This is a genomic window from Thioclava sediminum (genome assembly GCF_002020355.1).
In the GTDB taxonomy this organism is placed as follows: Bacteria; Pseudomonadota; Alphaproteobacteria; order Rhodobacterales; family Rhodobacteraceae; genus Thioclava; species Thioclava sediminum.
This window is the reverse complement of the sequence record NZ_MPZV01000003.1, coordinates 148,023-174,319: the sequence shown is the minus strand read 5'-3', so window position 1 is coordinate 174,319 and position 26,297 is coordinate 148,023. Positions and strand designations below refer to the sequence as shown.

Sequence of the window (26,297 nt, the reverse complement as noted above, 5' to 3'; positions counted from 1 at the left end):
CATTCGCATGGCAGGAGGCAAGCTGCAATGGCCAAACCCGACGACGCACTCATCTTCGACGATACGGGCGATGCGGCCCATCAGTTCACTCGGCTGACCGCGATCATGGAATGCTTGCGTGATCCGGAGAGCGGTTGCCCGTGGGATCTGGAGCAGGATTTCGCCTCCATCGCGCCCTACACGATCGAGGAAGCCCATGAGGTGGCCGATGCGATCGCGCGCGAGGCTTGGTCGGAATTGCCGGGCGAGCTGGGCGATCTGGCCCTGCAGGTGGTCTATCACGCGCAGATGGCGTCCGAGGACGGGCGCTTCGATATCTCCGATGTGCTGCGTGCGATCAACGCGAAGATGGTGGCGCGCCATCCGCATGTCTTCGGCGACGAGAGCCGCGAGAAATCCGCGGAACAGCAGACCGCCGATTGGGAGGCAATCAAGGCGGCCGAGCGCAAGGCTGCGGGCAAATCCGAGCGTGTCGGCGTGTTGGACGGGGTGGCTCTGGGTCTGCCCGCGTTGACCCGTGCGATCAAGCTGCAGAACCGCGCGGCGCGGGTGGGGTTCGACTGGCCCTCGACCGATGAGGTGCTCGACAAGATCGTCGAGGAAGCGCGCGAGCTGGAAGAGGCGCGCGACGAATTGGGCCCGGAGGAGCTGGCCGAGGAATATGGCGATCTGCTCTTCGTGATGGTCAATCTCGGGCGGCATCTGGGGTTGGACCCCGAAGCGTCCCTGCGCGCGGCCAATCTGAAATTCACCAACCGGTTCAATCATATAGAGCGCGAACTTGAAGCGCGCGGCAAGGCGCCGAAGGACAGCGATCTGGCCGAAATGGATGCGCTTTGGAACGAGGCGAAGGCGCGCAAGATCAAGTGACAGAGGGGGCTCTGCCCCGCGCGCGGCTGCGCGCAAAACTCAGAGGTTGAGGGGGCGCTGCCCCCGCGCTCGCGCGCCCCCCGGGATATTTTTGCTAAGAGGAATTTCAGAGAAACGCTTTGCGCAGCATGTTCAGCGCGACGAGCATCAGGAAGCCCGCGAAGACGCGCTTAAGCTTCTTCGGGTCGAGCTTGTGGGCCAGTGCCGCGCCTAAGGGGGCGGTGATAGTCGTCATCGCGATGACGATCAGGAAGGCGGGGATGTTGACCGCGCCGATAGAGTAAGGCGGCGCGTCGGCCACCGGCGTCAGCAGGAAGCCGATCGCCGAGGGCAGCGCGATGGTCACGCCGAAGCCTGCCGAGGTCGCAACCGCACGGTGGATCGGGATACCGTGGATCGTCTGCATCGGCGTGCCGATCGAGCCGCCGCCGATCCCCAGAAGCACCGACAGGAACCCCATCAGCGGGCCGAACCACGCGCGGAAGATCCCGCCCGGCAGCCCATCCGAAATCCGCCAGCTCGATTTGCCGAACATCATGTAGCAGGCGATCACCAGCACCATCACCGCGAAGATGATCTGCATGGTCGAAGAGCGCAGCTGATGCACCACCAGCACCCCGATGATCGCGCCGATGGCGATGGGGGCGATCCATTGCTTGAGGATGTCCCAATCGACCGCGCCCTTGCGGTTATGCGCCATGACCGAGCGGATCGAGGTCACGATGATCGTGGCCAGCGAGGTCGCGACACAGACCTGCATCAGATCGTTTGATCCGTATCCCAAGCCGTTGAAAAGATAGAAGAAGGCGGGTACGAGGACGATCCCGCCGCCGACCCCCAGAAGCCCCGCCAGAACGCCTGCGAACGCCCCCACTGCCATCAGGATCAAGACGAGCGGCGCGAGCGTGGCGAAATCGGGCATGTCGGGAAGTCTCCTTGGGTTCCGCTCAGTTAACCCGTTCACGCACGGCTGACAACGCACTCTCGAAAAGTTCAACCCCGGCACCGTCGCGGGTCGCGCCTTCCGACAGGATCTGCCGGAAGCGGCGCGCGCCGGGCTTGCCGTGGAACAGGCCGAGCATGTGGCGGGTGATCTGGTGCAGCCTACCGCCGCGCTCGAGATGGCGCGCGATATAGGGGATCATCGCCTGCGCCACGTCGAAGGGATCGCGGGCCTCGCCCTGCCCCCAGATGCGCTGATCGGCGGCGCCCAGCACCTCCATCGGCTGATGATAGGCGGCGCGGCCCACCATCACCCCGTCGAGCCCTTGGGCGAGTTCCACCTCGGCCGCGGCGAGATCTTTGATACCGCCATTGATCGACAGATGGAGCTGCGGATAGGCCGCCTTCATCGCGTGGACGAGCGGGTAATCGAGCGGCGGGATTTCGCGGTTATCCTTGGGCGAGAGGCCTTGCAGCCAAGCTTTGCGGGCATGGATCGTGATGCGAGTCACGCCGGCGGCGGCGACCTTCTCGATGAACTCGGGCAGCACCTCTTGCGGGTCCTGATCGTCGACACCGATGCGGCATTTCACAGTAACCTCTACCGGTTGCGCGGCGATCATCGCGGCACAGCACTCGGCCACCAGATCGGGCGTTTTCATCAAAACCGCGCCGAAGGCCCCGGATTGCACGCGATCGGACGGGCAGCCGCAGTTGAGGTTGATCTCGTCATAGCCGAAATCCGCGCCGACCTTCGCCGCCTCGGCCAGTTCCTTCGCGTCCGAACCGCCGAGCTGCAGCGCCACCGGATGTTCGGCGGCGTCAAACCCGAGAAGCCGCTCGCGATCGCCATGAATCACCGCAGGCGCGGTAACCATCTCGGTATACAGCAACGCGTTGCGGCTGATCTGACGGTGGAAATAGCGGCAATGGCGGTCGGTCCAGTCCATCATCGGGGCGACTGATAGCCTAGAAGCCACGGAAAGCGTTGATATATTGTCGTTTTTCGTCATTTTCGAGTCATACGCACTTAGCAGATTTTGTGCTCATTTCGCCTCATTTACGCCCGTTCTAGCCCATAGTATGATTCCGAGTCATACGAAGTCAGACGGAATCATACGATGGCCACTATTGTAGAGCGCACCAGAAAGGACGGTTCGACCGCCTATGTAGCGCAAATTACCCGCCGCGCCCATGGCGTGCAGGAATCCCGGACATTTGACAAAGAGAAGACCGCCAAGACGTGGGCGGAGCGGCGCGAGAAGGAGATCGACAACGAGATCGCGAACGGCAAGAAGCCCATCAAGAGCAAGGCCAAGAAGATCACCTTAGGCGATGCTATTGACCGCTACCTTGCCGACAGCATGGTGGAGATCGGGAAGACAAAGGCGCAAGTTCTGCGGACCATCCGCACCGAATACAAAATCTCGGACATGCCCTGCGGCTCGATCACCTCCCCTGATATCGTGGCTTTCGTTAAGGAGCTGCACGAGCGCCCCGACCTGAATTCACCCGGCACCGCTGGGAACTACCTCTCTCACCTCGGCGCAGTCTTCGATATTGCCGACTCGACGTGGGGACTCCGGCTGGATGATGTAGAGATGAAGAAAGCCGCGCGTGTCTGCAAACGGCTCGGCCTCACCGCACGATCTGCCGAGCGCACGAGACGCCCGACGCTCGACGAGCTGGACAAGCTCCTGACGCACTTTGAGGCCGCGTCAGCGGCAGACCCGCGCTGCATCCCGATGGCGAAGGTGGTGCTCTTTGCGATCTTCTCGACGCGGAGGCAGGATGAAATCTGCCGCATCACGTGGGCGGACTATGAAGAAGACGAGCGCCGCGTGATGGTGCGTGACATGAAGCACCCCGGCCAAAAGAGGGGCAATGACGTCTGGGTCGACCTACCGGAGCCCTGCCCTGCAATCATCGCGACGATGCCGCGCACCAAAGATCGCATTTTTCCCTATAACAGCGACACCATTTCACGACGCTTTACGGATGCCTGCAAGGTCTGCGAAATCGACGACCTGCACTTCCACGACCTCCGCCACGAGGGCGCATCTCGCTTGGCGGAGAAGGGGCTAACGGTCCCGCAGCTCTCGGCGGTCACAGGCCACAGGAGCTGGAAGAGCTTGGAGCGCTACACGCACGTTCGGAAGATTGGCGACAAGTTCAACGGCTGGAGCTGGATTGACCGCTTCGTCGGCTGACGCCGACCGCCACCCAACACCGGAACACACCCGCGCCACCTCGGCGCGGGTTTTTCTTTGCCGCGCCGACGAGGGACAGACGGCGAGCCGCTGGGGCCGGACTCGGGGATTTGGGGATGGGCCGCGTTAGCGGCACAAAAGCGAATCAGTGATTCCATCCGCCAAACACCTGTTTTTACGCAACAAAATCGGCATTTTCCGAATCATTCAGCTCTTCCGAGCCCCATTTTGACCCGTTTTGGCGAACGCATTGACAAAAAGTCAAGTAAAATGTATAGTTCGATTGTAAGCTAAGGAAATCATTCGACAAAATGCTGACAACTACACTTGAAGACTGGGCCGCATGCTGCGGCGTGGGGCGCGATACCGCCTCGGTGCACCTTGCCGGGCTGCCGTTCGAAGGCCACCCCCGGCGGCATCCGCTGCCGTTCGCCCTGAGCCGCCTAAAAAAGAAGTATCGCGGAGCTGCCTCCGAGCTTGTTCGCGGCGCGCGCGATGACGGCTCCATCTTTGTCGCCACGCTCGATCAGATGCCGTTTCTCGAAGCTCTCAGCGACTGGATCGACTGCGACCCGGAGATGGCGGCGCGAGCTTCGGCGGTTCGCCGAAATTTCTTCGCTTCCCTCGCGGGCTCCGCTCGGGGCGTGACGGCCTATCTCGGCGACGTCCCCCGGCTATGGCATATCGCAATCGCCGCGCCCACCACGCTTCCATACATCATCACTGGTGACCGCAGCGGGCTGCCCAACTGGCATGAATACAGCCGCTCGCTCGCGCTGGTGCATTCGACTGCGCCGAGCCCGACCGATCTGGAGCTTGCGGCATGACGTCGCCGCTCCTCCCCCACCTGCTGGCCTCGCCGAAAGCATGCCGCCTCATTGCCCGGATCGGCGGCGACGAAGATGGCATCGCGCAGGCGCTGGAAATGGAAGACGCCCTTCGGGGAGCGCTCCGCTCCACCTGTCGTCTCTCAAACGTCGAGATTGACACGTTGGCGAGCCAGACGCCGCCTCAAGAAATAGACCTCGCCGGGGCCGTTCAAACGGTCCTCATGCAGGCAAACTTTTAAGGATCACCATGACGGAAACATTCGATAACATCCTCGCGAGCGACCAACTTGCGCAGGCGCGGTTTGAAGCCGCCAGCGCGAAGCTGATCGCCGACGCCGCCCAAATCGGGATCGAGCTGACACCCGATGACTGCAAACAGGTGGCAAGTGTGCGGCTCGCGTGTCTTACAGATATGGGACTGACCGACTCCGCGCTGGAAGAGGCGAAGCGCCTGCCGCAGGTGGCGCTTGCGGCCCAAAAAGCCGAGCTGGCGCGACAACTCAGCGACTCCGAGAGCGCCGCTCACGCTGAAATCTCGCGCTTGAATCCGTCGCAGAAGATGTCTCTTGGACGCGAGATCGAAGCCGCACGCCCCCGCGAAGAGCGCGCCACTCTCAGTCCAGAAGAGACGGCTGCCGCAATGCGCGCGATTCAAGCGCTTCCCGCAGGCGCACGTCTCAGCTACGCGCGCAAAGTCGGGCTTGCGTAATGGTCACCGTCGAAGAACTTATCACATACTGTCGCCGCGCAGGCGGGGATTGGCTCCGCCATATCCGTTTCGCGGGGTTGAGCGGGGCCTTCTTCGCGCCTGAGGGCAACGGCAAGGGGATTCACCTCAAGGGCGAGCAGGTCCGCGCACTCGGACGCGCGCTCGGATGGCGCGAGAGCCCCGCCGGGGCCGATCAGAACGGCGTGGCTCGGCTCCACGAGGTGGCCCTGCCATGACCGACTCCGAGATCGAGAAAATCGCCCAGCGGGTGCTGAAAGATCAGGTTCCTCTGGAAGCGCTGTTTGGCCCAGTGCGCGGCGATGGAGCGCGCGAATATTTGCCCACCGGCGCGATGGTCAATGGGTATCACTTTTCTCTCCTGTCGCGGCGCATCCGCGAGATGGGCGGCATCGTCGACACCCTCGACGGCGAGACGCGCCGCAAGAATAGCGTCCGGGCTCGCGCGCTTCGGACCTGACAGAACAACCGCGCGCCAGTGCTTGCGCGCGCGGCACTCCCGGTGAGTTTTGCCATTCCTCGCCGGGTCGCGGCGGGGCGACTCCAGACCGCCCCGCCGCCCCCTTCTTCCTTCCTACAAATGAGAGCTTACCCATGTGCAATGCCTGCGCGTCGCTAGCGCTAGAAAATGTCCTTGTCGAAGAGGTCGCAGCACTATTGCGATCCTACTGCGACGACGATGACACCTCTTATTCCATTCCCTTTCTCGACCTCGCCGTGTGGCTCCCCGAACGAACGGGTGACCGGATCGCCTATCGCGCGCTTCGGCGCGCGGGTTTCGAGCCTGACACCGAGACGGAGGAAGAAGAAATTTGGCATCGCTCTCCGAGCGGTGAGTGGAAACACCACCACGAAGTGAATCTCGAAAACCAAGACTTCGACATTCAGATCGGCCAAGCGGTCTCCCACGTCTGGGGGACGCCGATTTGAGCTTCTTTTCCCAGCCTCTGTTGCCGCTCCCCGGTGTGCGTCCGGACCCTGCGACTGCCACGCGTCGACGGGCCGAAGGTGCGCGTCAGCGCAAAATAGCGGCGCTGCGCGCGAAGTGGTCGGCCCAGCAGATCGAAGACGAGGAAATCCGCCTTGCCGCCGAGGTCTTGCGCCGGATCGAAAAGGGCGACGTGATTCGACTCCCTCCGGCAGATGAAGACCGACGGCGGCGCGGGTGAAGTGTCACTGAATCTGCCAGCGCCGCATCTACACTTTCGAGCAAACTTCGAAAACGCCCATCTTGTCCGTCGCTTGAGTGAAAGAAATGCCCGCTGAGCGCAATTCTTCAAAACTGCCACTCAGTATCATTTTCAGCTTCAAGCCGACTTTTATTAAGTAAAATCAGCATGTTGACTCTTTATCTCCCGCCCGCGTAGCCTCGTGAGGCGCTTGGATCAGCGCGCTTCAACCAATCGAAAAAGAGGGACACGCACGTGACCACGACCACCACCACCGGCCTGCCGATGACCGCCCATTTCGACGGCGTCGAGATCGCAGCAATCCGCCTGAGCGCGCAGCTTAAAGAAGAGGTCGAGCGCGGACTCGAGACTCCGGAGAAGCGCGAGCGCTGCCGCCGCCTCTCCGACGAGATCACCGCACTGCTTGAGTGAATATCGGCCCGCGTCAGCGGGCCACCCTACCACGCCCACGACACCGAGGACTTGAATGAAGAACGACCACGCAGAGGCCCCTGACGCCCATGAAAAAGATGGCCTCAGCGAAGAGGCCCTTAAAGCAGCCCTTAAAAAAGCTAGCCTCAGCGAAGCCGAACGCGCCAAGCGAGATGAAGAGACAAGCGCGAAGGTGATCCGGTTTGACGATTGGATCAATGAACACGGCGCGGACGTCCGTCCCCGTTCACATGTAGCGGATCATCTTCGCGATATGCCCCATGACCCGCTGCCGGTGCCGAAGGGTGTGATTTTCGGGCGTCCGCCTCGCGCGTCTCTCTATCACACTGAGCGGGCCGAGGGCGCGCGTCAGCGCGCCGCCGAAGAGCTGGGCGACGAACTGACCGAGGCCCAGCACCTGCTTTTTGAAGCGGGGGTGCGGCGTGTCAGTGAGCATTTCGCCGACACCGCCGACCATAACGCGATGACTCTGGCCTATGCGCTGCGCTATGCGCGGGCAGGCCTCTTCGTCGCGGATTCCTACGCTATCGACCCCCGCACGGGCGCAGGCATGAGCATGAGCGGAGAGGCAAAGGTTCCACTGGGGGCGGGCTGGCAGAAACGCGCCAGCATGGACCGCGCCGAGATCGTCGATTTCTGGACGGGCAGCGGCACCTATCCGGCGAACCGCGACGGCATCGAGTGGAACTATAAGCGCCCGCGCTATCCGCGTAACGTCTCCATTGTCCTACCCTACGGTTGCGGCCTCTTCGTGCTTGATGAAGACGGTGAGGAAGGGATGGCAGCGATTGCCGCGCTCGAAGCGGAACACGGCCCCTTGCCGAAAACATTGGACTCGCGCTCCGGCTCCGGCAACGGGCGGCATCGCATCTTCCGCGCCTCTCGACCGATCCGAAACACAGCTTCACAGGTCGCGCATAAGGTCGACATTCGCGGCGAAGGGGGGCAGATCATTGCCGCCCCGTCGATACACAAGAGCGGCAATTTCTACCAATGGGCAGACGGCTGCGCACCTTGGGAATGCGAAATCGCGGACGCCCCGGCATGGCTCGAAAATCTCGCGCACGATGCCATGAAAACCAACGCGACCAAAGTGAAGAGCGAGCGCCAGAAGGCTCGCCGGGAAGCCCGCGAAGGCGGGAAATCCACCACCTCGGGCGGGTTGGGCTTTGAAGGGCATCTTGCCCGGATCGGCGATGGCGACGACCGCGACGGCTTTGACGCCCCGATCTATCGCGCCGCCCTTTCGTGGTGGGGCGTGAACGAAGATGGCGACGAAGCCGAACTCTTCGACACCCTGCGCGAGGTGATCTTGTTGGCCCCGTGCAATGATGACCGCGCCGAGCACCGCTATGCTGCTGACGATTATCTTACGAACCGCATCGCGCAGGCGCGCACGTATATTGAAGAGAACCGCGCCGCAGAGGCTGAGGCGGACCGCGAGGAAGCCGACGCGCTGGACGCAGCCCGCGCGGCGCTTCGGGACAACCTGACCGAAGAGGAGGGCAAGACGGCTCTCGCCGCTAACGCGGCCCAGGTGGCGCTTTCCCGTCTCGTTGAGATGGGCATCTCGCAAGAGGATGCCGCCGACTACGTGGAAGAGGCAAAGAAGGACGTTCTGCGCCAACTTGAGACACGCGCCGAAGATCGCGACACCGACCCAGTCAAGGAAGCCAAGGAAGAGGCCGCAGGCACTCCGTCGCCCGCCATTCTCTCGCCCCTTTATGACGAACGACTCGTGGACTCTGAGGGTTTCATGGTGCGCGCAGAGGCGGCACCGGGCCTTTACCGCGCATTTGGCATCCAGCCGAAAGCGGACAACGCCGAAGTGCGCATGCGTCTGGAAATCCGCGATCAGATGTTCGCGGCGCTGAATGCCCGCGTGTCGTGGGTTGTGCTGGACGGCGAAGCGAAATGGGCGCTTCACGCAGAGGCAGGTGAAGCCGTCCGGATGTGGAAAGAGGCCACTATCAACAAGCTCTTCGTCAACCGGGCGGTGTCATACTGGGAAGGCGAAGGCGACAAGGCCAAGGTGAAGATGATCAAGCCTGCTGATGTGATCACCTACGCGCGTCAGCGCGCCACTTACCTAGACACATGTTTTGAACCGGACCCCGCCAAGGCGAAGGCCGCAGTGGCGCGTGGGGCGTTCAACCTGTGGACCGGGTTTGCGGTTGATCCTGCGCCGGGCGACTGGTCGCGCCTGCGGGGGCACATCCTCGACCAGATTTGCGGCGGTGACGTGGACCTGTTCAACTGGGTCCTGACGTGGCTGGCGTCCCTATTTGCGCGTCCCGGCGTGAAAATCCCGAGCGCGATCGCCGTGCAGGGAGAACAGGGCACCGGCAAAAGCAAGGTGTTTGATTGGGTGCGGCGCGCTATCGGAGCAGCCGCGATCAAGATCAGCAACGGCAAGCACCTCACCGGGAACTTTAACGCACACATGGACGGCAAGATTTTCATGACTTGCGAGGAATCATTCTGGGGTGGCGCGAAGGGGGATGCAGGCATCATCAAGGACCTGATCAGCTCAGAGACGCTGCAGATCGAAGGCAAGTTCGCGAACCTCGTGGAGCGCCCGAACTATATCAACATGGCCTTTGTCTCGAATGACAAGTGGATGATCCCGACCGACGACGAAGACGCACGGCGCTTCCTTGTCCTGACCTGCCTGCCGACGCGAAAGCAGGATGCCGCTTTCTTTGGTGCGATTGACGACCAGATGGAGAATGGCGGACTGGAAGCGATGGTGCACGAGCTGATGCACTGGCAGCCCGAGGCAGTCGGTTTGACATGGGATAGCTTGCGCAATCCGCCTGTGACTGAGGGCCTGCGTCAGCAGGTCGGGATGGGGCTGCGTGGCCCGATGGCGCGGCTTGCAGCGATCCTTGAAAGTGGTGAGCTGACGGGGCGCGAGCGTGGCGGATCGGAATTCTATTATGAGCTGAGCGACGACAGCGAAACGGTTGTGGCTCGCTCTCACCTCATGCTGGCACTCTACCCCGACACCGAGCGCGGCAACATGGACACCGAGGCTAAGGACGCGATTGCGAAGTTGCTGGGCGAGGATGCGGACGGCGGCAGCAACAAGCGCACTGTGCACTATTGGGGCGGCTTCCGCCGCGACGACCGCGACAAGGGCGAGGATTTGGACCTCATCGAACTGCGGGAGCCGTTGCAGAAGCGTGACCGGTTCGTGACGATTCCGCCCCTCTCAACGGCGCGCACCACCCTCGCCACGTTTGGGCGGGGGTGAGCGACCCAAGGCGACCCAACCGACCCACATCGGCTGGGTCGTCTCTAAGGCGTTGTATTTGTTACGAAAAAGCCCATATCGACCCACCAGACCCAAGCGACCCAGCACCCGGCAAATCCTGTGTGCTGGCGTGCGCGGTGTGTGGACTGTCCGCCAGTCCTGCCATCCTTTCTATTTTTCCTTTCCCTTAAATTTAAAAAAGCTGGGTCGGTTGGGTCGATAGCCGTTTCGGTCAATGAAATAAGGGGTTTGGAGCGACCCAGCAGGGGGTGAAAAGCTGGGTCGCTGCTGGGTCGCCTTGGGTCGCTCTCTCGCCCCCTGCCCGCGTTAGCGGGCATCACGCTTTCCGCTAGACACGCCCTCGGCAAAGGTGAAGGCTTCCCGCATGACAAAGAGACAGCATTGCCCTGCCTGTGGCGGAACAGGTGTAATCCGACACGAGCCCACCCCCTGCCCCACGTGTAAGGGGAAGGCTAAGGCAAGAGATGCAGAGGAGTGCCCGCGCTGCGGCTTCTCAGGCATCGAGCGAAAGCAGACGACCTGCATCTCGTGCACGAACAGAGGGTGAGCACCTTAGGGTGGATCGCTCGCTTCGTTAGTTTTCGACGCACCCTTGCTCAGCGCTCCCCCGACAGGATCAGCCGCCACTTGATCTGCAGCGGTGAGCGCGTCGATCAGTTCTTGCCGTTGCGCGTTTTGCTCGTCCCGCATCGCCGCCAGTTGCCCCTTAAAGTCAGAAACTTCTCTCCCGAGGTGATCCAAATCCCTATTCGGGCCGAATGTGGAGATGGCAGTAAGTATCACGCTTACAGCGGTGACAACACCGACCACGACGGCGACCCTAAACGCGGACTTCGCAGTCGCACTGCTTTCTCGTGCCCCCTCTTGGATCGCCGCCAAGGTTTCGACACCCTCTCTCTGAACCGCCGTCAGGGTCTCCAGTCGCTTTTCAGCCGGACTCGCAACAGCGGACAAGTCGACGTTCGCGTACGGAAATACGGCGCGGCTGCGGACTTCTCTTTCACGTCGCAATCCTCCGCGCTGGGAATCCAATCTCTCGCTGGCTTCCTGCGCTTCTTTTACTTGATCGACGAACTTGAGCAGGCTGGGCGTGTTCATCAACGCAGCCATCCTTGAGAGAGTGTCTCGCGACTGCGCAACAGTGATGGTAACACCTTCCTCGTCCTTGGGCTTTACCTTAGGCAAACCATACTGCTTGCGGGGGCCTCTATGGTCGGTGGAGCTAGAAATTTCCGCGTCTCTGTTCTGATCTTTGTGATGCTCGTTCAATGTGGACCTCTAGGTATCTGTTCAAACTTTGGGCACCTTAGCTGAATTAGGCTTGACACGAAAGTTTCGGCGTTTAGCCCGAATCGACATGCGTCAGCCGCCGCCGACCGCAACAGATGCAACCTCACGAAATGTTACACCACATTACATTTCGTGATCATCCGGTCGAAACGCCCTTCACCCCGCATTGGAGCCGATCCCGAAACAGATTTGTGACGCATCAACCCATTGAAAAGCCTCGCGAATCATGCATCGGAGGCCTTATAAAGATCACAACGAACGATGACGATTTTGAAAGGCCCCGACATGACCCGGAAATATGTGATTTACCGCCGCGTCTCGACCCCCTCGCAGGGAGAGTCTGGCCTCGGACTGGAGGCGCAAGATCGCGATATTGCCCTCTTCCTCGACAACTATAGCGACACGCCCTTTGAGGTGCTGGCGACCTTTACAGACGTGCTGAGCGGTAAGAACGATGCCCGCGCCGAGCTGCAAAAAGCGATCACACTTGCCCGCTCAGAGGGCGCGGAATTGCTGGTGGCAAAGCTGGACAGGCTGTCTCGCAAGGTCAGCTTCATCGCGGCTCTGATGGACGATCCCGCCTTAAAAATAAGGGTTGCGAGCATGCCGAACGCTGACGCGTTCCAGCTCCATATCTACGCTGCGCTGGCGGAGCAAGAGCGCAGCTTCATCAGTCTCCGCACGAAGCAAGCCCTCGCCGCAGCCAAGGCCCGTGGCGTCCAGCTCGGAGGTCTTCGCGATGCCACCATGAAGCGCAACGAGGCTGCCCGCGAGGCGGCTGACGCCGCCGCCCAGCGTGTCGCCCAGATCATCATCCCGATGCGCGACTCCGGTGCGACGTTGGCCCGGATCGCAGACGCCCTGAACGCCGCCGCGATCACCACGCCGAGGGGCAAAAGCTGGGCACCTATGAGCGTTTCGAACGCTCTTAAGCGGCTCGCTGCCTGACCGCCCGACAGGCCCGCTCAGCGCGTCGGGACTGGCTGAATCGTCATAAGATAAGCGGACGGGCTCGCTCCCCCTCACCGCGCCCGCGTCAGCGGGCTTGAGCAAGCCTCCCCCCAGCACCATCAAACTCAACTTTTATCTTGTGTTCTCAATGCCTTATGAGGCTCCTCAGGGGGTATACCCCCACCCCCATTTTGCCCCACAGGTGCTGCGCAAAATTGTGAGTGCAACTCGCCCCCTCAGGATTCAGCAACAAACGCCCCATATGCCACGATTTGGCCCGGATTCAGCAACAGTGAGATGCTTTCGACCGGGGGACCCAGCCTGAAAGCCCCCACCCCTCTTTCGGACACGGCGATACCCCCGAATTTAGGCAAATCTTTTTCGGCGTAATTGGTGCACATGCCCGAAACCGCCCCCGGAAGACCGTTGCATTGCCCTCGAAACGAGATGAACCGTTTTGCGCAAACCTATGAAATATCGCCATTTTCAGCTATAGTAGTTTTGTGGGTAGTTGTCGGCCCGGCGCGCTTCTCCTCGGGGCGCGCCGGGATACCCGAACCGAACCTGCCTGCCGTCCTCCTCACCCACATCGCGCCGCCCGACAGCGCTCGCGAGAACCCCACATATGACAGACAAAACCCACTCCATCGGCCTCTTGATCGACGCCGCGCCAGCCAAGAAAGGCGCGCGCGAATTCACCGCCGCAATCGCATCCGTCAAACGTGCCGTTCGTGATCTCGAACGGGACACCTCGGGCGCGTTTACCAAGCTCAAGACCATCCGCCCGGAGATCGACGTCACGCCGCTCAAGAGCGCGCAGCGCGAAGCCAAGGGCCTCGCAGCGGCCCAGACCTCGGCAGCGAGCGCCAGCGACAAAGCCGCCGCCCAAATCCAACGCACGGCCCTCGCCAGCGCATCCGCGATCCGACAGAGCGAACAAGCTGCCCAGCGTCTCGCCCTCCGCCTGTCGGACCTCGGCGATACCGCCGGGATTGCTCAGCTCGAAGGGGCGCTAACGCGCCTCAAGACCGACCTCCTCGCCGCCTCCTCCCCTCTCGACGTCCGCGCCGCGAAATCCGGTTTCGACGATCTACGCAGCGGCCTCCTCCAGACCACTGTCGCAGCCGAACACCTGCGCGGAGAACAGGCCATGCTTGCGCGTCAGACCGAGGAAGCGAGCCGCGCCGCGACACAGGAAGCCAACGCGCTCAACGCCCTGCGCGCGAAATACGATTCCGTTTACGCGTCGAGCGAGCAATACGCGCGCGCCCTGTCCGAAATCCAGCAGCTTGAAGATGCCGGGGCCATGAGCGCCGTCAAAGCCGCGCAAGCGCGCGAGGTCGCTGCGCAGTCTTTGCTTGCTGCGGGGGCAGCGAATGACCGATTTGCGAAGAGCGCCCGCGTCAGCGGGCATGAAACGGCTTACATGGCCGCGCAGTTCAACGACATCGGGGTGATGATGGCGGCGGGGCAGAACCCGTTTGTTTTGGCCCTCCAGCAGGGCACGCAGGTTTCGCAGATGCTAAACGGGCTCGGGGGCCGTGCCGCGATCCTGCGCACCCTCGCGGCGGGCTTCACGTCGATGATTAATCCGGTCTCGCTCGTGACGATTGGCGTGATTGCCGCCGGGGCTGCACTGGTGCAGTGGATGGGATCGGGCAAAGAGGCGACGAAGAGCTTCGCCGATAGCCTCTCGGACGCGGAATCCAAGATAACCGCCCTACGCAACGCGACCGACGCCCTCGCGGGCCACAACCTTCGCAACTTGCGTCAAGAGTATGGGGCTGTGAATGCCGCACTCGACGCCCATCTGGAGCGGCTGCGCAAAGTCGCCGAAATCGAAGCCGCCATGGCGAATGGCGACATGGTCGCAAGCATCCGGGACGCCCTAACCTCTGACGGGAACCCGTTCACAGGCGATATCGACGCCGTCGCGCGCGCATTCGACACCTCGTCCGACCGCGCCCGGACCTTCCTCGGGCTGATGAAGGATATTCAGAGCGCCCGGACCTTCGACGATCAGCTCGCGGCAATCACGAAGCTGCGCCAAGAGGTCGAAAGCACGACCGGGGGCCTCGACAAGGCCGAAGGCGGCGCGCGCGGCGTGCTCGCCCAATTGATCCGGGCCGAAGATGCGGCGATGAAGCTGAAAGCCGCGAGCGAGGGCAGCGGCACCGCGACGAACGCCGCCGCCGGGGCTGCCAGCAACCTGCGGGCCGAGATCGGGACGGCTGCCGATGAAGCTGCCCGCCTCCTCCAGAACCTCGGGAGCGTCCCGAACGCCCTCGCGATCATGGGCAAGAGTGTGGCCCAACAGATCACCGCCATACAGGCCCAGAACAAGAGCCTAGGGATTCAGCTCTCGGAGGGATGGACCGCCGCCGCCGCGAACCGCCGCGTGCAGCTTCAAGATATGGTCGCCCACGCTCAGGAAACCGGGCAGACGATCAACGTTGATCAGGTGGCCGCAGAATACAAGCAGATTCAAGAGCTTGAAGCGCTGGGCCAGAAACAGGCCGAACTGCGCAAGCAACTTACGGCAGCGAACAAGCCCGCTCGAAAAGGCTCGCGTGCGAAACATCTGACCGATGAACAGAAAGCCGTTGAGAAGCTCAACAACAGCCTGCAAGATCGGGTGACCGGTCTGAACAAAGAGCGTGTGGCCCTCGCCGCCTCCGCAAGCGGCATGTTCCAGAACGAAGAGGCCGCACAGGCCTACGCCGGGGCTGCCGCAGCTATGGGCGGCGCAGTGGACGCCGGGACGGTCGCGATCCTCAAGCAAATCGACGCTGGAATTTCTCTCAACAAGGCCCTGACCGAGGCCGCGCGCGACCCCGTTCGAGAGTTCGAAAAGGGCCTGCCGAGCTGGCGCGCCGCCGCGAACGATATCGAGACGAACGTCATCGGCGGCATTCAATCCAGTATGCATGACCTGATGACGGGCGACTTCTCGCTGGAGAAGCTCGGGGACTCGATCCTGAACAGCTTCGCTGACGCCCTCGCCCCGCTTGCAACGGGCGAGCTTCTGAAAGCCACCGGCCTTGATCAAGTCATCGGCGGGATGGGCGATATGGTCGCTGGCTGGGGCGGTGCCAGCGTTTCGGCGGACGGATCGGGCGTAGCCGCAGGCGGCGCGCAAGCCGCCACACAGATCAGCACGGCCATGATGCAGGCGGGCCAGACCGTCGCGGCCCAGATCGGGCAAGCGATGACCTCGGGCGGCGTGCAGGCCCAGACCTCGTTGCAGTCGGGCGTGGCGATGGGCGGGGCTCAGGCTGCGCAGCAACAGCGCCTTGCGGGCATCTCTACCGGGGTGCAGGTCCGCGCAGCGTCGACGCAGGGCGCGTCGAGCATGCGGCAGGGCATCGTCAGCGGGGCTCAGGCAGGCGCACCCATCCTCGGAGCTGCCGTTGCAGGTGGCGGCACAGGTGGGGCCGCTGGCGGCGGTCTCCTCGCCTCTCTGGGCGGCTGGGGCGGTGTTCTGTCCATGGCGCTAGGCGCGTTCAAAGAAGGCGGGATTTCCACGCAGCCGGTGGGCTTCTCCTCCACGCCCGTCGCCGCCTTCCGCAGCGCTCCGCACTACGCCGAGGGCACGCACAACACCTCGGGAATTCCGGCGGTGCTGCATCCCAACGAGGCGGTTATCCCGCTCTCGAAAGGGCGCAAGGTCCCGGTGGAGATGAGCGACGGGGGCGGTGGCGGTAAGGTCTACGCCCCGCAGACGATCAACATGACCGTGAACACGCCGGATGCGGACAGCTTCCGCAAGTCGAAGAAACAGATCGCCGCCGACATGGCGCGCGCAGGTCGGGAGGCCATTCGCTCAAATGACTAACAACGAACCCAACGCGCGGCATCCGCTCGGACAGTATCGCGAGCTTATCGAACCCACCACCGAGAAGCTGCGAGCCCTTCACCGGGCGGGCGTCGAAGTGATCGCGAGCGCGGACGGCCTGACCTTCTGGACGGTTGCCGCGCCCGCTGACGCGGGCCCCCAACCCGACGACCCGGCACCGCCTGACGGCGGCATACAGATCGGCTAGCCCCTGAAAATCTCGTCGCCCCGATGTGACAAACCCCGGTGAAGAACAGTAATTGAAGATAGGAGGAGAAAGGCGCGGCTCGCCGCCCTCCTCCATTTTCATAAATTTCTTACTGTGAGGTCACCATGAGTGATAACCGTAAGGTCGAAGGCGCTCGCCTTCGGCCAACCCTTGCTATGCGCTTGGCGTATCAGGGCCTAAAGCTCATTTTTATTTTGCACGGAGATAGACAGGCATTGTTTCATACACTTCTTGAGCAGGGTTCCCTTCTAGGCATTGCCCTCTGTTTCTATGGCGCTTGTGTCTACTTCGGCGTTCTCGTCCGCGCCCAGCAGTCGCCACACCCCGCACTAGACCCCCCTGTGCTCCACGGCACTCTAGGGGCGATATTTAAGCTTGCTGCGATACCCGCGAACTTGTGGCTCGCGATCTACATCTCACGCTTCGAGGGGCTCCTTTTAGGCGTCGTCGTCGGAATGGTGCTCTTCGCTTTCAGTGCATTTCTCGCAGTGGTTCTTAAGATCAGCAGGCGAGAAATCGGCTTGCAGGTGGTCCTCGGCCTGATCGCTCTGGGCTTCGGCTACTACCTGACTTTTACGAGCCTTCCGTGATGCCCCACGTGGGCGAGGTTGTTGGGCGGCGTCAGCCGCCCTGTCACTAAATGTGACATTTCCGGCAAAATGTCACATTTAGTGACATGTTTTCAGTGACTTGCGCGACTTCTCTGGCCGTGCGATAGTGCCCTTACCGAAACGTATCTCAAGGAGAAAGGAGGCCCACTTGAATTTGGATACGCACTAGAATGGACACTATCTGGATGCTCATGGCCCGATATCAGGGTCAGCCCATCATCTCTGTTGACCGAGTGGTCGCGGATTTCTTTCCCCACCTGACGCCGATCAAGTTCCTGCGCAAGATCGCCGACGGCAAGCTTCCCCTGCCGCTTGTGCGGATGGAGGCGAGCCAGAAGAGCGCCAAGGGCGTTGGCCTAGTTGAACTGGCGCAGTACCTCGACGACCGGATGGAAGAAGCGAAGAAGGAATTCGATCAGCTTTACGGCTGAGACGCCCTTGACGCAGGCCGCTGAAAAACATTGCCGATTCGGGTCCAAGTATGATTCCGAGAAAACGCACCGCCTAACCCCATGGGAAGGCGGTGTTTTTCTGTCAGTCGCTAATATCCATCATCGGCGCGACCGAGAGCTTCGCTGCGCGGATCAGGGCGTCATCTGTCGTCATCGCATCTCTCATCGGGTCTGTCTCGGGGCCGTCTCGATAGCGTCTGTGCCGCCCCCAAGGCGCTGAAATTCCGGAAACTGGGGGAAGTGGCGCACCCAGAAGGATTCGAACCTTCGGCCTCTGCCTTCGGAGGGCAGCGCTCTATCCAGCTGAGCTATGGGTGCCTGAAGCGGCGTATAAAGAAGGAGCGCGCGGCTCGCAACTGGGAAATCGGCTTACCGGGCGGCGAGCGCGTCGTCGAGCACGCCTGCCAGCGCATCGCGCGGCACATCCGAGGTCACGAAAGCCTCGCCGATGCCGTGCGCGAGGATGAAGCGCAGCTTGCCGTCGAGCACTTTCTTGTCCTGCGCCATCAGGTCGATCAGCGCGTCGCGGCCCGGCAGGTCGCCCTCGATATCAGCGAGATCGGTCTTCATTCCCATGTCGCGCAGATGCGCGCGCACGCGGCTCGGGACCTCTTGCGAGCACAGGCCGAGGCGCTGGCTCAGCTCGAACGCCATCGCGCAGCCGATCGCCACGCCCTCGCCATGCAGGAGCCGGTCGGAATAACCGGTCGCGGCCTCCAGCGCGTGGCAGAAGGTGTGACCGAGGTTGAGAAGCGCGCGGTCGCCCTCCTCCGTCTCGTCGCGGGCCACGATCTCGGCTTTCATCTCGACCGAGCGTTTCACCGCATGCAGGCGTTTTTCCATGTCGCCCGCCGCCATCGCAGGCGCGTTCGCCTCGAGCCAGTCGAAGAACGCCGCATCGCCCAGAAGCCCGTATTTCACCACCTCGCCATAGCCCGCGAGGAAGTCGCGCGGCTCGAGCGTGCCCAACACGTCGAGATCGGCCAGCACCAGCGAGGGCTGATGGAAGGCCCCGATCAGGTTCTTGCCTTGCGGCGCGTTAATCCCGGTCTTGCCGCCCACGGAGCTGTCGACCTGCGCGAGAAGCGAGGTCGGGATCTGCACGAAGCGCACGCCCCGGCGCAAAACGGCGGCGGCAAAGCCAACCAGATCGCCGATCACGCCGCCGCCCAAAGCGATGACGATATCCTTGCGCTCGACCTTCTGCTCCAGCAGCCATTCGACGGTGCGGGTGAACTGCGGCCAGCTTTTCGTGCCCTCGCCCGGCGGCAGGGTCAGCGAGACCATCTCGATATCGCCAAGGCCGCGGCGCAGGGTCGCGAGATGCAGATCGGCCACCGTCTGATCGGCGACGACAGCCACGCGCGGACGGCGCAGCAAGGGCGCGATTTCGGTGCATGCGTTTTCCAAGAGCCCGGTGCCGATGCGCACCTCATAGGAACGCTCGCCCAGCTCGACCGGCACGATCTCACGCATCTTTCACCTCTTCGATCAATCCATCCACTTCGCGCAGATGCGCCACCACCTTGCGCGCCATGCCCTGCACCGAAAGGCCCGGTTCGGCCTCAACCACGATCTGGGCCTTTTGATAATGCGGGAGACGCGCGGCCAGCAGATCGCTCAGCGTCTGTTTCGGGTCGGCCGTGCGCAGCAAGGGCCGCGTGTTCTTGTGGCGCACCCGGTTCCACAGGATCTCCAAATCCGCTTTCAGCCAGACCGAGACACCGAGCCGGTTGATCAACTCGCGGTTCTTCTCGGACAGGAAGGCCCCGCCGCCGGTGGAGATCACGCCGGGCGGGCCCATCAACAGCCGCTCCAGCACTTCCGATTCGCGAGCGCGGAAGAACGGCTCGCCGTCGCGGGCGAAAATCTCGGCCACGGTCATCTGGGCGGCGCGTTCGATTTCATGGTCGCTGTCGAGGAATGCCGAATCGAGCATCTTGGACAGAGCAGTGCCGACCGCCGTCTTGCCCGAGCCCATCATGCCGACGAGCACGACGGAGCGCGTCAGATGCCCCTCGATCTCGGTTTCGCCTTCCACCTAGCGCCCCCTGCCTCGCGTCGCCTGCGGTATTCCTGCCCTGTCAATCCCGGCGGGACGGACAAGGCTTGCCATCGGCGGAGCCTTGCACAATCGTGACGCAGGACCCCTTGAATGGCGTGAACTTCCCTGAAATGCCATATATGATCAACGCGAAACCGCAACCAAGAACGGCCCGCCCACCGAGAGACACGATATGGGACGGGCCGCGACAGACGGCAGAAAAGAGAGATTATGGGGCGCATCTTCAAGCTTATCGTCATCCTTCTGGTGCTTGGCGCGATCGGCGTGATCGGCTTTGCTTACTTGGGCGACATGAGCCCCGACAGTCAGGAGCAGCGGATCGAAGTCACCCTGCCCGACGGCTCGGGCATGGCGGGCACGAGTAATTCCGATGCAGGTACTGCGACAGGCACTGACAGCGAGGCTGCGAGTGGCAACTGATCGCCGTGCGGCGACCCTTGGCCTGATCTGGCTGAGCGGTTTCACGCTTGGCGGTCTGGTGGCGGGTCCCGCCGCCGCGCAATCGAACAACTCGGTGGAGGCCAGCGCTGCGGCCGGCAGCCCGATGTCGGCGATCGACTGGCTGTCGCATTCCCTGGCGAATTCGCCGCGCGACGGGTCGGCGTCTTCGACTGCGCCTGTCACCGGGGCTGGCGGGATCGAGGATATCGCGGTGCTTTCGCTCGACGCGCCCTCCGCCGATACTTTGGGGCTACTGACGCCGGATCGCACCGGGTTGCCGCGCGATCTTTGGGGCAAGACCCCCGAGCCGGAACTGGCGCAGGCGCTGCGGGCAATGCCGCTCGATCAGCTGCCCGCGCTGCGGGAGCTGAGCCTGACCTTGCTGCTAGCCGAGCTGAACCCGCCGCAGATCGAGACGCCATCACAGCGCAACCAGCTGTTCCTTGCGCGGATCGACCGGCTTCTGGACATGGGCGCGCTGGAACAGGCCAATGCGCTTCTGGGACAGGCAGGCACCGCCAGCCCCGAGATTTTCCGCCGTAGCTTCGACGTGGCACTGCTGCTCGGGCAGGAGAACCGCGCCTGCAAGATCATCGAGCGTACACCCGGCATCGCGCCCTCTTATGCGGCGCGGGTGTTCTGCCTTGCGCGCAACGGTCAGTGGGACACAGCAGAGTTGACTTATGGCACGGGGGCCGCGCTGGGGCAGATCCCGCAGGAGGATCGCTCTCTGCTGGAGCAATTCCTCGACCCGGCCCTGGCCGAAGAGGCCGGAGATGCGCCGCCCCCCGATCACGTCACGCCGCTTGCGTTTAAGATGATGGAGGCGATCGGTCAGCCGCTACCCACGGCGACGCTGCCTTTGGCCTTCGCGCAGGCCGATCTGACCGAGAATAACGGCTGGAAATCCCAATTGGAGGCCGCAGAGCGTCTGGCCCGTGCGGGCGTGCTCGACCCGAACCGGCTGCTGGGCCTCTATACCGAGCGCAAGGCGGCGGCGTCCGGCGCGCTCTGGGATCGCGTGTCAGCAGTGAGCGCGCTCGATGAGGCGCTCGAGGCGAGCGATACCGAGAGGGTCGCGACCGCCCTGCCCGCCGCTTATGACGTGATGGCCTCGGAAGATCTCGCCCCGGTTCTGGGCGCGCTGTTCGGCGACCAGCTCGCGGGGATGGACCTGCCGGGCCGCGCGGGCCGCCTTGCCTACGAGCTGAGCCTGCTGACCCCGAATTACGAGGAAAACGCCCGGAAAGGCACGCAGAGTTCGGCGCAGGCCGCGCTGTTCAAGGGACTGGCCGCGGGCGATACCAGCGCAACCCCCGCAAGCGGCGCGCGCGATCAGGCGCTGAAGGCGGTCTTCGATGCGCCGCCCGGCGCCGCGCCCGACCGCTACAAGGGATTGCTGCCCGATCAGCTGGGCCTCGCACTGATCGAGGCAATCGGGGATGTGGGCGACGGCGCGAAGGGCGATTATCCGCGGCTGCAGGACGGTCTGAGTCTCTTGCGTCTGGCGGGACTGGAAACGGTCGCGCGGCGCGCCGCGATCGAACTGATCGTGCTGGGAGATCGCGGATGACCGGACCCGGTTCAGACGCGCCGCCCGATCCGCAATGGTTGCCGAGTTTTCTTGATGCGCAATCCGCCGAAGCCGGTGCCGCGCGCAACACGATCCTCAGTTACGGGCGCGATCTCAATGACTTCGCGGGCTTTCTTCAGGCGAAGGGCCTGAGCTACGCGACGCTCACCCGCGCCGATATCGAGACCTATCTGATCCGCTGCGAGGCCGAAGGCTTGGCGAAATCGACCCGCGCGCGCAGGCTCTCGGCGATCCGGCAACTCTATCGCTTTGCCTATGAGGAGGGTTGGCGCACCGACAATCCGGCGATCCGCATCGCAGGCCCCGGGCGCGCGCAACGCTTGCCGAAGACACTGAGTCTCGAAGAGGTCGAGGCGCTGCTGGAGGCCGCCCGCGATCAAGGGCGCTCGCAGAAGGATCAGATCCGCAATCGCTGCCTGATGGAGCTACTTTACGCGACGGGGATGCGGGTCTCGGAGCTGGTCTCGCTGCCGGTGTCCTCCGCGCGCGGCGATCCGCGGATGCTTCTGGTGCGCGGCAAGGGCGACAAGGAGCGGATGGTGCCGCTCTCGCCACCGGCGCGCGAGGCGCTGGCCGCGTGGCTGACCGCGCGCGACGAGGCTGAAGAGCAGGCCCGCATCGAGCATCGCGCGCCGCCCTCGCGTTTCCTCTTTCCCTCGGGCGGCAAGGAAGGTCACCTGACGCGTCAGGGCTTTCACAAGCTGCTGAAGGACATCGCGGTGAAGGCCGGGGTCAGCCCCGCCAAGGTCACGCCCCACGTCTTGCGCCACGCCTTCGCCACCCATCTACTGCAAGGCGGCGCGGATCTGCGCGCGATCCAGATGCTTCTGGGGCACGCGGACCTGTCGACCACGGAAATCTACACTCATGTCCTCGACGAACGGCTCAAGGAGCTGGTGCTGACGCATCACCCGCTGGCGAAACCGCGCGGCAAAAGTGACGGCACCGCTTGAATGCGCCCTGCCCGCGCCCCATAACCTGACACCATGGAAAACACTCTCGATTTTGCCTTCTGGATCACCGCCGGTTCGATCATCCTACTGCTGGCGCTCTCGGCCTTCTTCTCCGGCTCCGAAACGGCGCTGACGGCGGCCAGTCGCGCCAAGCTGCGCGCGCAGGCCGATAAGGGCGAAAGCGGCGCGCAGACCGCGCTGGAAGTCACCGAGGACAGCGAGCGGCTGATCGGCGCGATCCTTCTGGGCAACAACGTCGTCAACATCCTGTCCGCCTCGCTGGCGACGGCTTTGATGACGCGGGTCTTCGGGCAATCGGGGGTGGCGCTAGCGACGCTGGTGATGACGGTGCTGGTGCTGGTCTTCTCGGAAGTGCTGCCCAAGACCTATGCGATCACCCTGCCCGAGAAAGTCGCCTCGAAGGTCGCGGGGCCGATCCGCGTGGTCACGCTCGTCCTCGCCCCGATCGTCGCCATCGTGCGGATGATCGTGCGCGGCATCCTCTATGCCTTCGGGATGCGGACCGACAAGGACACCCATATGTTCTCGATCCACGAGGAGATCGCAGGCGCGCTGGCGCTGGGGCAATCCGAGGGCACGGTCGACAAGGAAGACCGTGACCGGTTGCTGGGCGCGCTCGATCTGGGCAATCGCACGGTCGAAGAGATCATGCTCCACCGGAGCCAGATCGAGATGATCGATATCGAGGAAGATCCCGACACGATCCTGACGGCGGTGCTGTCCTCGCCGCACACTCGCCTGCCGCTCTATCGCGGCGAGCGCGAGAACGTGGTGGGCGTCATCCACTCGAAAGACCTGCTGCGCGCGGTCGAGAAGGTCGTGCGTGGGGGCGACGGGACGTTGGAAAGCGTCGCCGATCTCGACATCGCCAAGGTGATGATGAAGCCCTATTTCGTCCCCGAGACGACGCCGCTCGACGAGCAGATGCAGGAGTTCCTGAAGCGTCGCACCCATTTCGCGCTGGTGGTGGATGAATATGGCGACCTGCGAGGTCTGCTGACGCTGGAGGACATCCTCGAAGAGATCGTCGGCGAGATCACCGACGAGTTCGACCCCAAGGCCGAGAAGCGGCTGAAGCCCACCGAGAGCGGCGATTACATCGTCGACGGCGCGATGACGATCCGCGACCTGAACCGCGAGACCGACTGGACGCTGCCCGATGAAGAGGCCAACACCGTCGCCGGTCTGGTGATCCACGAGGCGCAGACGATCCCGACCGAGGGGCAGGTCTTCTCCTTCCACGGCTTCCGCTTCGAGGTCGCAGGCCGCAAGGACAACCGGATCACGCGGCTGAAAATCCGGCCGCTGATCCCAGGCGGCTATCCGGAGAGCTAAGAGGCGATGTCGGAGGGGGCGCTGCCCCCGCGGCTGCGCCGCCCCCCGGGATATTTTTGCCAAGAGGAAGGGATCAGTCGTGCGATAAATTACCGTCGCGCAAGCTGCCCTCTTGCCAAGCGCGAAAACGCGTCCTAATGCCAACGGCATGACAGACCATCAGCGCCTCCTCATCATCGACTTCGGCTCTCAAGTCACGCAGCTGATTGCGCGGCGGCTTCGCGAGCTTAACGTCTATTGCGAAATCCATCCCTATCAGAACGTCACCGACGCCTTCCTGAAAGAGTTCGCCCCGAAAGCGATCATCTTCTCGGGCGGACCGGATTCGGTCACGCGCGAGGGTTCTCCCCGGCCGCCGAAATCGGCCTATGAGCTGGGCGTGCCGATCCTCGGCATCTGCTACGGCCAGCAGGTGATGATGCAGGATCTGGGCGGTCTGGTGGAGGCCAAGCACGGCTCCGCCGAATTCGGGCGCGCCTATGTGACGCCGACCGAGACGCGGATCGATCTGCTCAATGGCTGGTTCATGGATGGCGCGGGCCGCGAGCAGGTCTGGATGAGCCATGGCGACCATGTCAGCCGCATCGCGCCGGGCTTCGAGGTCTATGGCACCTCGCCGGGCGCACCTTACGCGATCACCGCCGATCTGAGCCGTCGCTTCTACGCGGTGCAGTTCCACCCGGAGGTGCATCACACGCCCAACGGCAAGACGCTCTATGAGAACTTCGTGCGCGACGCGGGTTTCACCGGCGACTGGACGATGGATGCCTATCGCGACGAGGCGATCCGCCAGATCCGCGAGCAGGTGGGCGACAGCCATGTCATCTGCGGTCTGTCCGGCGGCGTCGACAGCTCGGTCACCGCGATCCTGCTGCACGAGGCGATCGGCGATCAGCTGACCTGTGTCTTCGTGGATCATGGCCTGTTGCGGCAGAACGAGGCCGAAGAAGTGGTCACGATGTTCCGCGATCACTACAACATCAAACTGATCCATGCCGATGAGAGCGAGCTATTCCTCGGCGAGCTGGAAGGCGTCACCGACCCTGAGGTCAAGCGCAAGACGATCGGGCGCCTCTTCATCGACGTGTTCCAGAAATACGCGGGCGAGATCGAGGATGCGAGCTTCCTCGCGCAGGGCACGCTCTATCCCGATGTCATTGAATCGGTGAGCTTTTCGGGCGGTCCCTCGGTCACGATCAAGAGCCACCACAATGTGGGCGGTCTGCCCGAGAAGATGGGCCTCAAGCTGGTCGAGCCGCTGCGCGAGCTGTTCAAGGACGAGGTCCGCGCGCTGGGTCACGAGCTGGGTCTGCCGGCGTCGTTCATCGGCCGTCACCCCTTCCCCGGCCCCGGCCTCGCGATCCGCTGCCCCGGCGAGATCACCCGCGACAAGCTGGAGATCCTGCGCAAGGCCGACGCGGTCTATATCGACCAGATCCGCAAGCATGGCCTCTATGACGAGATCTGGCAGGCTTTCGTCGCGATCCTGCCGGTGCGCACCGTCGGCGTGATGGGCGACGGGCGGACCTATGATTACGCCTGCGCCTTGCGCGCGGTGACGAGCGTTGATGGCATGACCGCGGATTACTACCCGTTCAGCCACGAGTTCCTCGGCGAGACCGCGACGCGGATCATCAACGAGGTGAAGGGCATCAACCGGGTGACCTACGACATCACCTCGAAGCCCCCCGGCACGATCGAGTGGGAATGAGTTTCAGGCCCGCGTCCGAAAGGCGCGGGCCTTTTCTTTTGGGGAGACAAAGATGGCCGTCAAACTGACCGGGCGCCTGATCTGCGCCGATGCCGCCGAGGTGGGGATTGTCCGCGTTCACCTGCCCGAGCATATCGCGCTGACCCATGCCGAGCCGGGATGCGAGATGTTCGAAGTCAGGCAAGGAGCCGATCCGCTGGTCTTCACCGTCACGGAACGCTTCACCGACCGGGCCGCGTTCGAGGCGCATCAGGCGCGGACGAAGGCCTCGGACTGGGGCCGCGCGACCGGGGGGATCGCGCGGGATTATCAGATCGACGAAGACTGAGCC

The 26,297-nt window shown here is 63.0% G+C and carries 27 protein-coding genes and 1 tRNA gene; 22 read left to right on the top strand and 6 right to left on the bottom strand.

Features of this window, described 5'->3' with window-relative positions; all coding sequences use genetic code 11:
- Positions 1-27: 27 nt before the first annotated feature.
- A complete protein-coding gene (gene mazG / locus BMI91_RS13165; protein ID WP_078605310.1) occupies positions 28-870 on the top strand; it encodes a nucleoside triphosphate pyrophosphohydrolase in 843 nt (280 codons plus the stop codon).
- 106 nt (positions 871-976) lie between these two features.
- Here mazG and BMI91_RS13160 read toward each other — a convergent pair whose 3' ends face one another.
- Positions 977-1,792, bottom strand: coding sequence for a sulfite exporter TauE/SafE family protein (locus BMI91_RS13160; RefSeq protein ID WP_078605307.1), 816 nt, complete (start codon positions 1,790-1,792; stop codon positions 977-979).
- Between the two features lie 25 nt (positions 1,793-1,817).
- The gene (gene dusA, locus BMI91_RS13155; protein ID WP_093477126.1) at positions 1,818-2,825 is read right to left on the bottom strand and encodes a tRNA dihydrouridine(20/20a) synthase DusA; all 1,008 of its coding nucleotides are present in this window, start codon (positions 2,823-2,825) and stop codon (positions 1,818-1,820) included.
- A 108-nt stretch (positions 2,826-2,933) separates the two neighbouring features.
- Between dusA and BMI91_RS13150 the strand changes: the two genes are divergently transcribed.
- From BMI91_RS13150 to BMI91_RS13115, 10 genes are all read left to right on the top strand, one after another.
- On the top strand, positions 2,934-4,022 hold the full coding sequence (locus tag BMI91_RS13150; RefSeq protein WP_078605305.1) for a tyrosine-type recombinase/integrase: 1,089 nt from the start codon (positions 2,934-2,936) through the stop codon (positions 4,020-4,022).
- 353 nt (positions 4,023-4,375) lie between these two features.
- Positions 4,376-4,849 (top strand): hypothetical protein, encoded by a 474-nt coding sequence (locus BMI91_RS13145; RefSeq protein WP_146684096.1) that lies wholly within the window; start codon positions 4,376-4,378, stop codon positions 4,847-4,849.
- Positions 4,846-5,091 (top strand): hypothetical protein, encoded by a 246-nt coding sequence (locus BMI91_RS13140; RefSeq protein WP_078605301.1) that lies wholly within the window; start codon positions 4,846-4,848, stop codon positions 5,089-5,091. The genes BMI91_RS13145 and BMI91_RS13140 overlap by 4 nt, the downstream gene beginning before the upstream one ends.
- A gap of 8 nt (positions 5,092-5,099) precedes the next feature.
- The gene (locus BMI91_RS13135; protein WP_078605299.1) at positions 5,100-5,561 is read left to right on the top strand and encodes a hypothetical protein; all 462 of its coding nucleotides are present in this window, start codon (positions 5,100-5,102) and stop codon (positions 5,559-5,561) included.
- Complete coding sequence (locus BMI91_RS13130; protein WP_078605297.1) at positions 5,561-5,797, top strand: hypothetical protein; 237 nt, start codon at positions 5,561-5,563, stop codon at positions 5,795-5,797. The genes BMI91_RS13135 and BMI91_RS13130 overlap by 1 nt, the downstream gene beginning before the upstream one ends.
- Complete coding sequence (locus BMI91_RS13125) at positions 5,794-6,039, top strand: hypothetical protein (protein WP_078523353.1); 246 nt, start codon at positions 5,794-5,796, stop codon at positions 6,037-6,039. The genes BMI91_RS13130 and BMI91_RS13125 overlap by 4 nt, the downstream gene beginning before the upstream one ends.
- A 134-nt stretch (positions 6,040-6,173) precedes the next feature.
- A complete protein-coding gene (locus BMI91_RS13120; RefSeq protein ID WP_078605296.1) occupies positions 6,174-6,509 on the top strand; it encodes a hypothetical protein in 336 nt (111 codons plus the stop codon).
- On the top strand, positions 6,506-6,748 hold the full coding sequence (locus tag BMI91_RS19860) for a hypothetical protein (protein WP_146684094.1): 243 nt from the start codon (positions 6,506-6,508) through the stop codon (positions 6,746-6,748). Before BMI91_RS13120 ends, BMI91_RS19860 begins: the two co-directional genes overlap by 4 nt.
- A gap of 255 nt (positions 6,749-7,003) precedes the next feature.
- Positions 7,004-7,180: a hypothetical protein gene (locus BMI91_RS20055; protein WP_158522158.1), complete on the top strand. Its 177-nt coding sequence runs from the start codon at positions 7,004-7,006 to the stop codon at positions 7,178-7,180.
- A 55-nt stretch (positions 7,181-7,235) separates the two neighbouring features.
- On the top strand, positions 7,236-10,457 hold the full coding sequence (locus BMI91_RS13115; RefSeq protein ID WP_078605295.1) for a bifunctional DNA primase/polymerase: 3,222 nt from the start codon (positions 7,236-7,238) through the stop codon (positions 10,455-10,457).
- 573 nt (positions 10,458-11,030) lie between these two features.
- Here the strand turns inward: BMI91_RS13115 and BMI91_RS13110 are convergent.
- Entirely contained in the window at positions 11,031-11,576 is a 546-nt protein-coding gene (locus BMI91_RS13110) for a hypothetical protein (protein WP_158522157.1), read from the bottom strand.
- A 453-nt stretch (positions 11,577-12,029) separates the two neighbouring features.
- Between BMI91_RS13110 and BMI91_RS13105 the strand changes: the two genes are divergently transcribed.
- The 5 genes from BMI91_RS13105 (at position 12,030) to BMI91_RS13085 (ending at position 17,825) form a co-directional block, all read left to right on the top strand.
- Positions 12,030-12,716, top strand: coding sequence for a recombinase family protein (locus BMI91_RS13105; RefSeq protein WP_244176633.1), 687 nt, complete (start codon positions 12,030-12,032; stop codon positions 12,714-12,716).
- Positions 12,717-13,344: 628 nt separating this feature from the next.
- Positions 13,345-16,554, top strand: a complete 3,210-nt coding sequence (locus tag BMI91_RS13100; RefSeq protein ID WP_078605291.1) for a phage tail length tape measure family protein — start codon at positions 13,345-13,347, stop codon at positions 16,552-16,554.
- Positions 16,547-16,762: a hypothetical protein gene (locus BMI91_RS13095; RefSeq protein ID WP_078605290.1), complete on the top strand. Its 216-nt coding sequence runs from the start codon at positions 16,547-16,549 to the stop codon at positions 16,760-16,762. The genes BMI91_RS13100 and BMI91_RS13095 overlap by 8 nt, the downstream gene beginning before the upstream one ends.
- 125 nt (positions 16,763-16,887) lie before the next feature.
- On the top strand, positions 16,888-17,373 hold the full coding sequence (locus BMI91_RS13090) for a hypothetical protein (RefSeq protein ID WP_078605288.1): 486 nt from the start codon (positions 16,888-16,890) through the stop codon (positions 17,371-17,373).
- 191 nt (positions 17,374-17,564) lie between these two features.
- Positions 17,565-17,825, top strand: a complete 261-nt coding sequence (locus BMI91_RS13085; protein ID WP_078605287.1) for a pyocin activator PrtN family protein — start codon at positions 17,565-17,567, stop codon at positions 17,823-17,825.
- Between the two features lie 262 nt (positions 17,826-18,087).
- On the opposite strand, the gene BMI91_RS13080 is transcribed toward BMI91_RS13085, so the two are convergent.
- The 3 genes from BMI91_RS13080 to BMI91_RS13070 form a co-directional block, all read right to left on the bottom strand.
- A tRNA-Arg gene (locus BMI91_RS13080) sits at positions 18,088-18,164 on the bottom strand.
- A 51-nt stretch (positions 18,165-18,215) separates the two neighbouring features.
- A complete protein-coding gene (aroB, locus tag BMI91_RS13075) occupies positions 18,216-19,322 on the bottom strand; it encodes a 3-dehydroquinate synthase (protein WP_078605285.1) in 1,107 nt (368 codons plus the stop codon).
- The gene (locus BMI91_RS13070) at positions 19,315-19,887 is read right to left on the bottom strand and encodes a shikimate kinase (protein WP_078605283.1); all 573 of its coding nucleotides are present in this window, start codon (positions 19,885-19,887) and stop codon (positions 19,315-19,317) included. The genes aroB and BMI91_RS13070 overlap by 8 nt, the downstream gene beginning before the upstream one ends.
- A gap of 234 nt (positions 19,888-20,121) precedes the next feature.
- Between BMI91_RS13070 and BMI91_RS19855 the strand changes: the two genes are divergently transcribed.
- The 6 genes from BMI91_RS19855 to BMI91_RS13040 all read left to right on the top strand — a co-directional run bounded on the left by BMI91_RS19855 (position 20,122) and on the right by BMI91_RS13040 (position 26,294).
- Entirely contained in the window at positions 20,122-20,331 is a 210-nt protein-coding gene (locus BMI91_RS19855) for a hypothetical protein (protein WP_078520626.1), read from the top strand.
- Positions 20,321-21,925, top strand: a complete 1,605-nt coding sequence (locus tag BMI91_RS13060; protein WP_078605282.1) for a hypothetical protein — start codon at positions 20,321-20,323, stop codon at positions 21,923-21,925. The genes BMI91_RS19855 and BMI91_RS13060 overlap by 11 nt, the downstream gene beginning before the upstream one ends.
- A complete protein-coding gene (locus tag BMI91_RS13055) occupies positions 21,922-22,899 on the top strand; it encodes a site-specific tyrosine recombinase XerD (RefSeq protein ID WP_078605281.1) in 978 nt (325 codons plus the stop codon). The genes BMI91_RS13060 and BMI91_RS13055 overlap by 4 nt, the downstream gene beginning before the upstream one ends.
- 33 nt (positions 22,900-22,932) lie before the next feature.
- On the top strand, positions 22,933-24,255 hold the full coding sequence (locus BMI91_RS13050; protein ID WP_078550460.1) for an HlyC/CorC family transporter: 1,323 nt from the start codon (positions 22,933-22,935) through the stop codon (positions 24,253-24,255).
- A gap of 148 nt (positions 24,256-24,403) precedes the next feature.
- Complete coding sequence (gene guaA, locus BMI91_RS13045; RefSeq protein WP_078605279.1) at positions 24,404-25,966, top strand: glutamine-hydrolyzing GMP synthase; 1,563 nt, start codon at positions 24,404-24,406, stop codon at positions 25,964-25,966.
- A gap of 52 nt (positions 25,967-26,018) precedes the next feature.
- Positions 26,019-26,294 carry a putative quinol monooxygenase gene (locus BMI91_RS13040; RefSeq protein WP_078605278.1) on the top strand — a complete coding sequence of 92 codons (276 nt, stop codon included), beginning with the start codon at positions 26,019-26,021 and terminating at the stop codon, positions 26,292-26,294.
- The last annotated feature ends 3 nt before the right edge of the window (positions 26,295-26,297 follow it).

Coding starts and splice junctions, on each gene's coding strand:
- mazG (WP_078605310.1), top strand. CDS start 28: ATGGCCAAACCCGACGACGCACTCATCTTCGACGATACGGGCGATGCG.
- BMI91_RS13160 (WP_078605307.1), bottom strand. CDS start 1,792: ATGCCCGATTTCGCCACGCTCGCGCCGCTCGTCTTGATCCTGATGGCA.
- dusA (WP_093477126.1), bottom strand. CDS start 2,825: ATGACGAAAAACGACAATATATCAACGCTTTCCGTGGCTTCTAGGCTA.
- BMI91_RS13150 (WP_078605305.1), top strand. CDS start 2,934: ATGGCCACTATTGTAGAGCGCACCAGAAAGGACGGTTCGACCGCCTAT.
- BMI91_RS13140 (WP_078605301.1), top strand. CDS start 4,846: ATGACGTCGCCGCTCCTCCCCCACCTGCTGGCCTCGCCGAAAGCATGC.
- BMI91_RS13135 (WP_078605299.1), top strand. CDS start 5,100: ATGACGGAAACATTCGATAACATCCTCGCGAGCGACCAACTTGCGCAG.
- BMI91_RS13130 (WP_078605297.1), top strand. CDS start 5,561: ATGGTCACCGTCGAAGAACTTATCACATACTGTCGCCGCGCAGGCGGG.
- BMI91_RS13125 (WP_078523353.1), top strand. CDS start 5,794: ATGACCGACTCCGAGATCGAGAAAATCGCCCAGCGGGTGCTGAAAGAT.
- BMI91_RS13120 (WP_078605296.1), top strand. CDS start 6,174: ATGTGCAATGCCTGCGCGTCGCTAGCGCTAGAAAATGTCCTTGTCGAA.
- BMI91_RS13115 (WP_078605295.1), top strand. CDS start 7,236: ATGAAGAACGACCACGCAGAGGCCCCTGACGCCCATGAAAAAGATGGC.
- BMI91_RS13110 (WP_158522157.1), bottom strand. CDS start 11,576: ATGAACACGCCCAGCCTGCTCAAGTTCGTCGATCAAGTAAAAGAAGCG.
- BMI91_RS13105 (WP_244176633.1), top strand. CDS start 12,030: ATGACGATTTTGAAAGGCCCCGACATGACCCGGAAATATGTGATTTAC.
- BMI91_RS13100 (WP_078605291.1), top strand. CDS start 13,345: ATGACAGACAAAACCCACTCCATCGGCCTCTTGATCGACGCCGCGCCA.
- BMI91_RS13095 (WP_078605290.1), top strand. CDS start 16,547: ATGACTAACAACGAACCCAACGCGCGGCATCCGCTCGGACAGTATCGC.
- BMI91_RS13090 (WP_078605288.1), top strand. CDS start 16,888: ATGAGTGATAACCGTAAGGTCGAAGGCGCTCGCCTTCGGCCAACCCTT.
- BMI91_RS13085 (WP_078605287.1), top strand. CDS start 17,565: ATGGACACTATCTGGATGCTCATGGCCCGATATCAGGGTCAGCCCATC.
- aroB (WP_078605285.1), bottom strand. CDS start 19,322: ATGCGTGAGATCGTGCCGGTCGAGCTGGGCGAGCGTTCCTATGAGGTG.
- BMI91_RS19855 (WP_078520626.1), top strand. CDS start 20,122: ATGGGGCGCATCTTCAAGCTTATCGTCATCCTTCTGGTGCTTGGCGCG.
- BMI91_RS13055 (WP_078605281.1), top strand. CDS start 21,922: ATGACCGGACCCGGTTCAGACGCGCCGCCCGATCCGCAATGGTTGCCG.
- BMI91_RS13050 (WP_078550460.1), top strand. CDS start 22,933: ATGGAAAACACTCTCGATTTTGCCTTCTGGATCACCGCCGGTTCGATC.
- guaA (WP_078605279.1), top strand. CDS start 24,404: ATGACAGACCATCAGCGCCTCCTCATCATCGACTTCGGCTCTCAAGTC.
- BMI91_RS13040 (WP_078605278.1), top strand. CDS start 26,019: ATGGCCGTCAAACTGACCGGGCGCCTGATCTGCGCCGATGCCGCCGAG.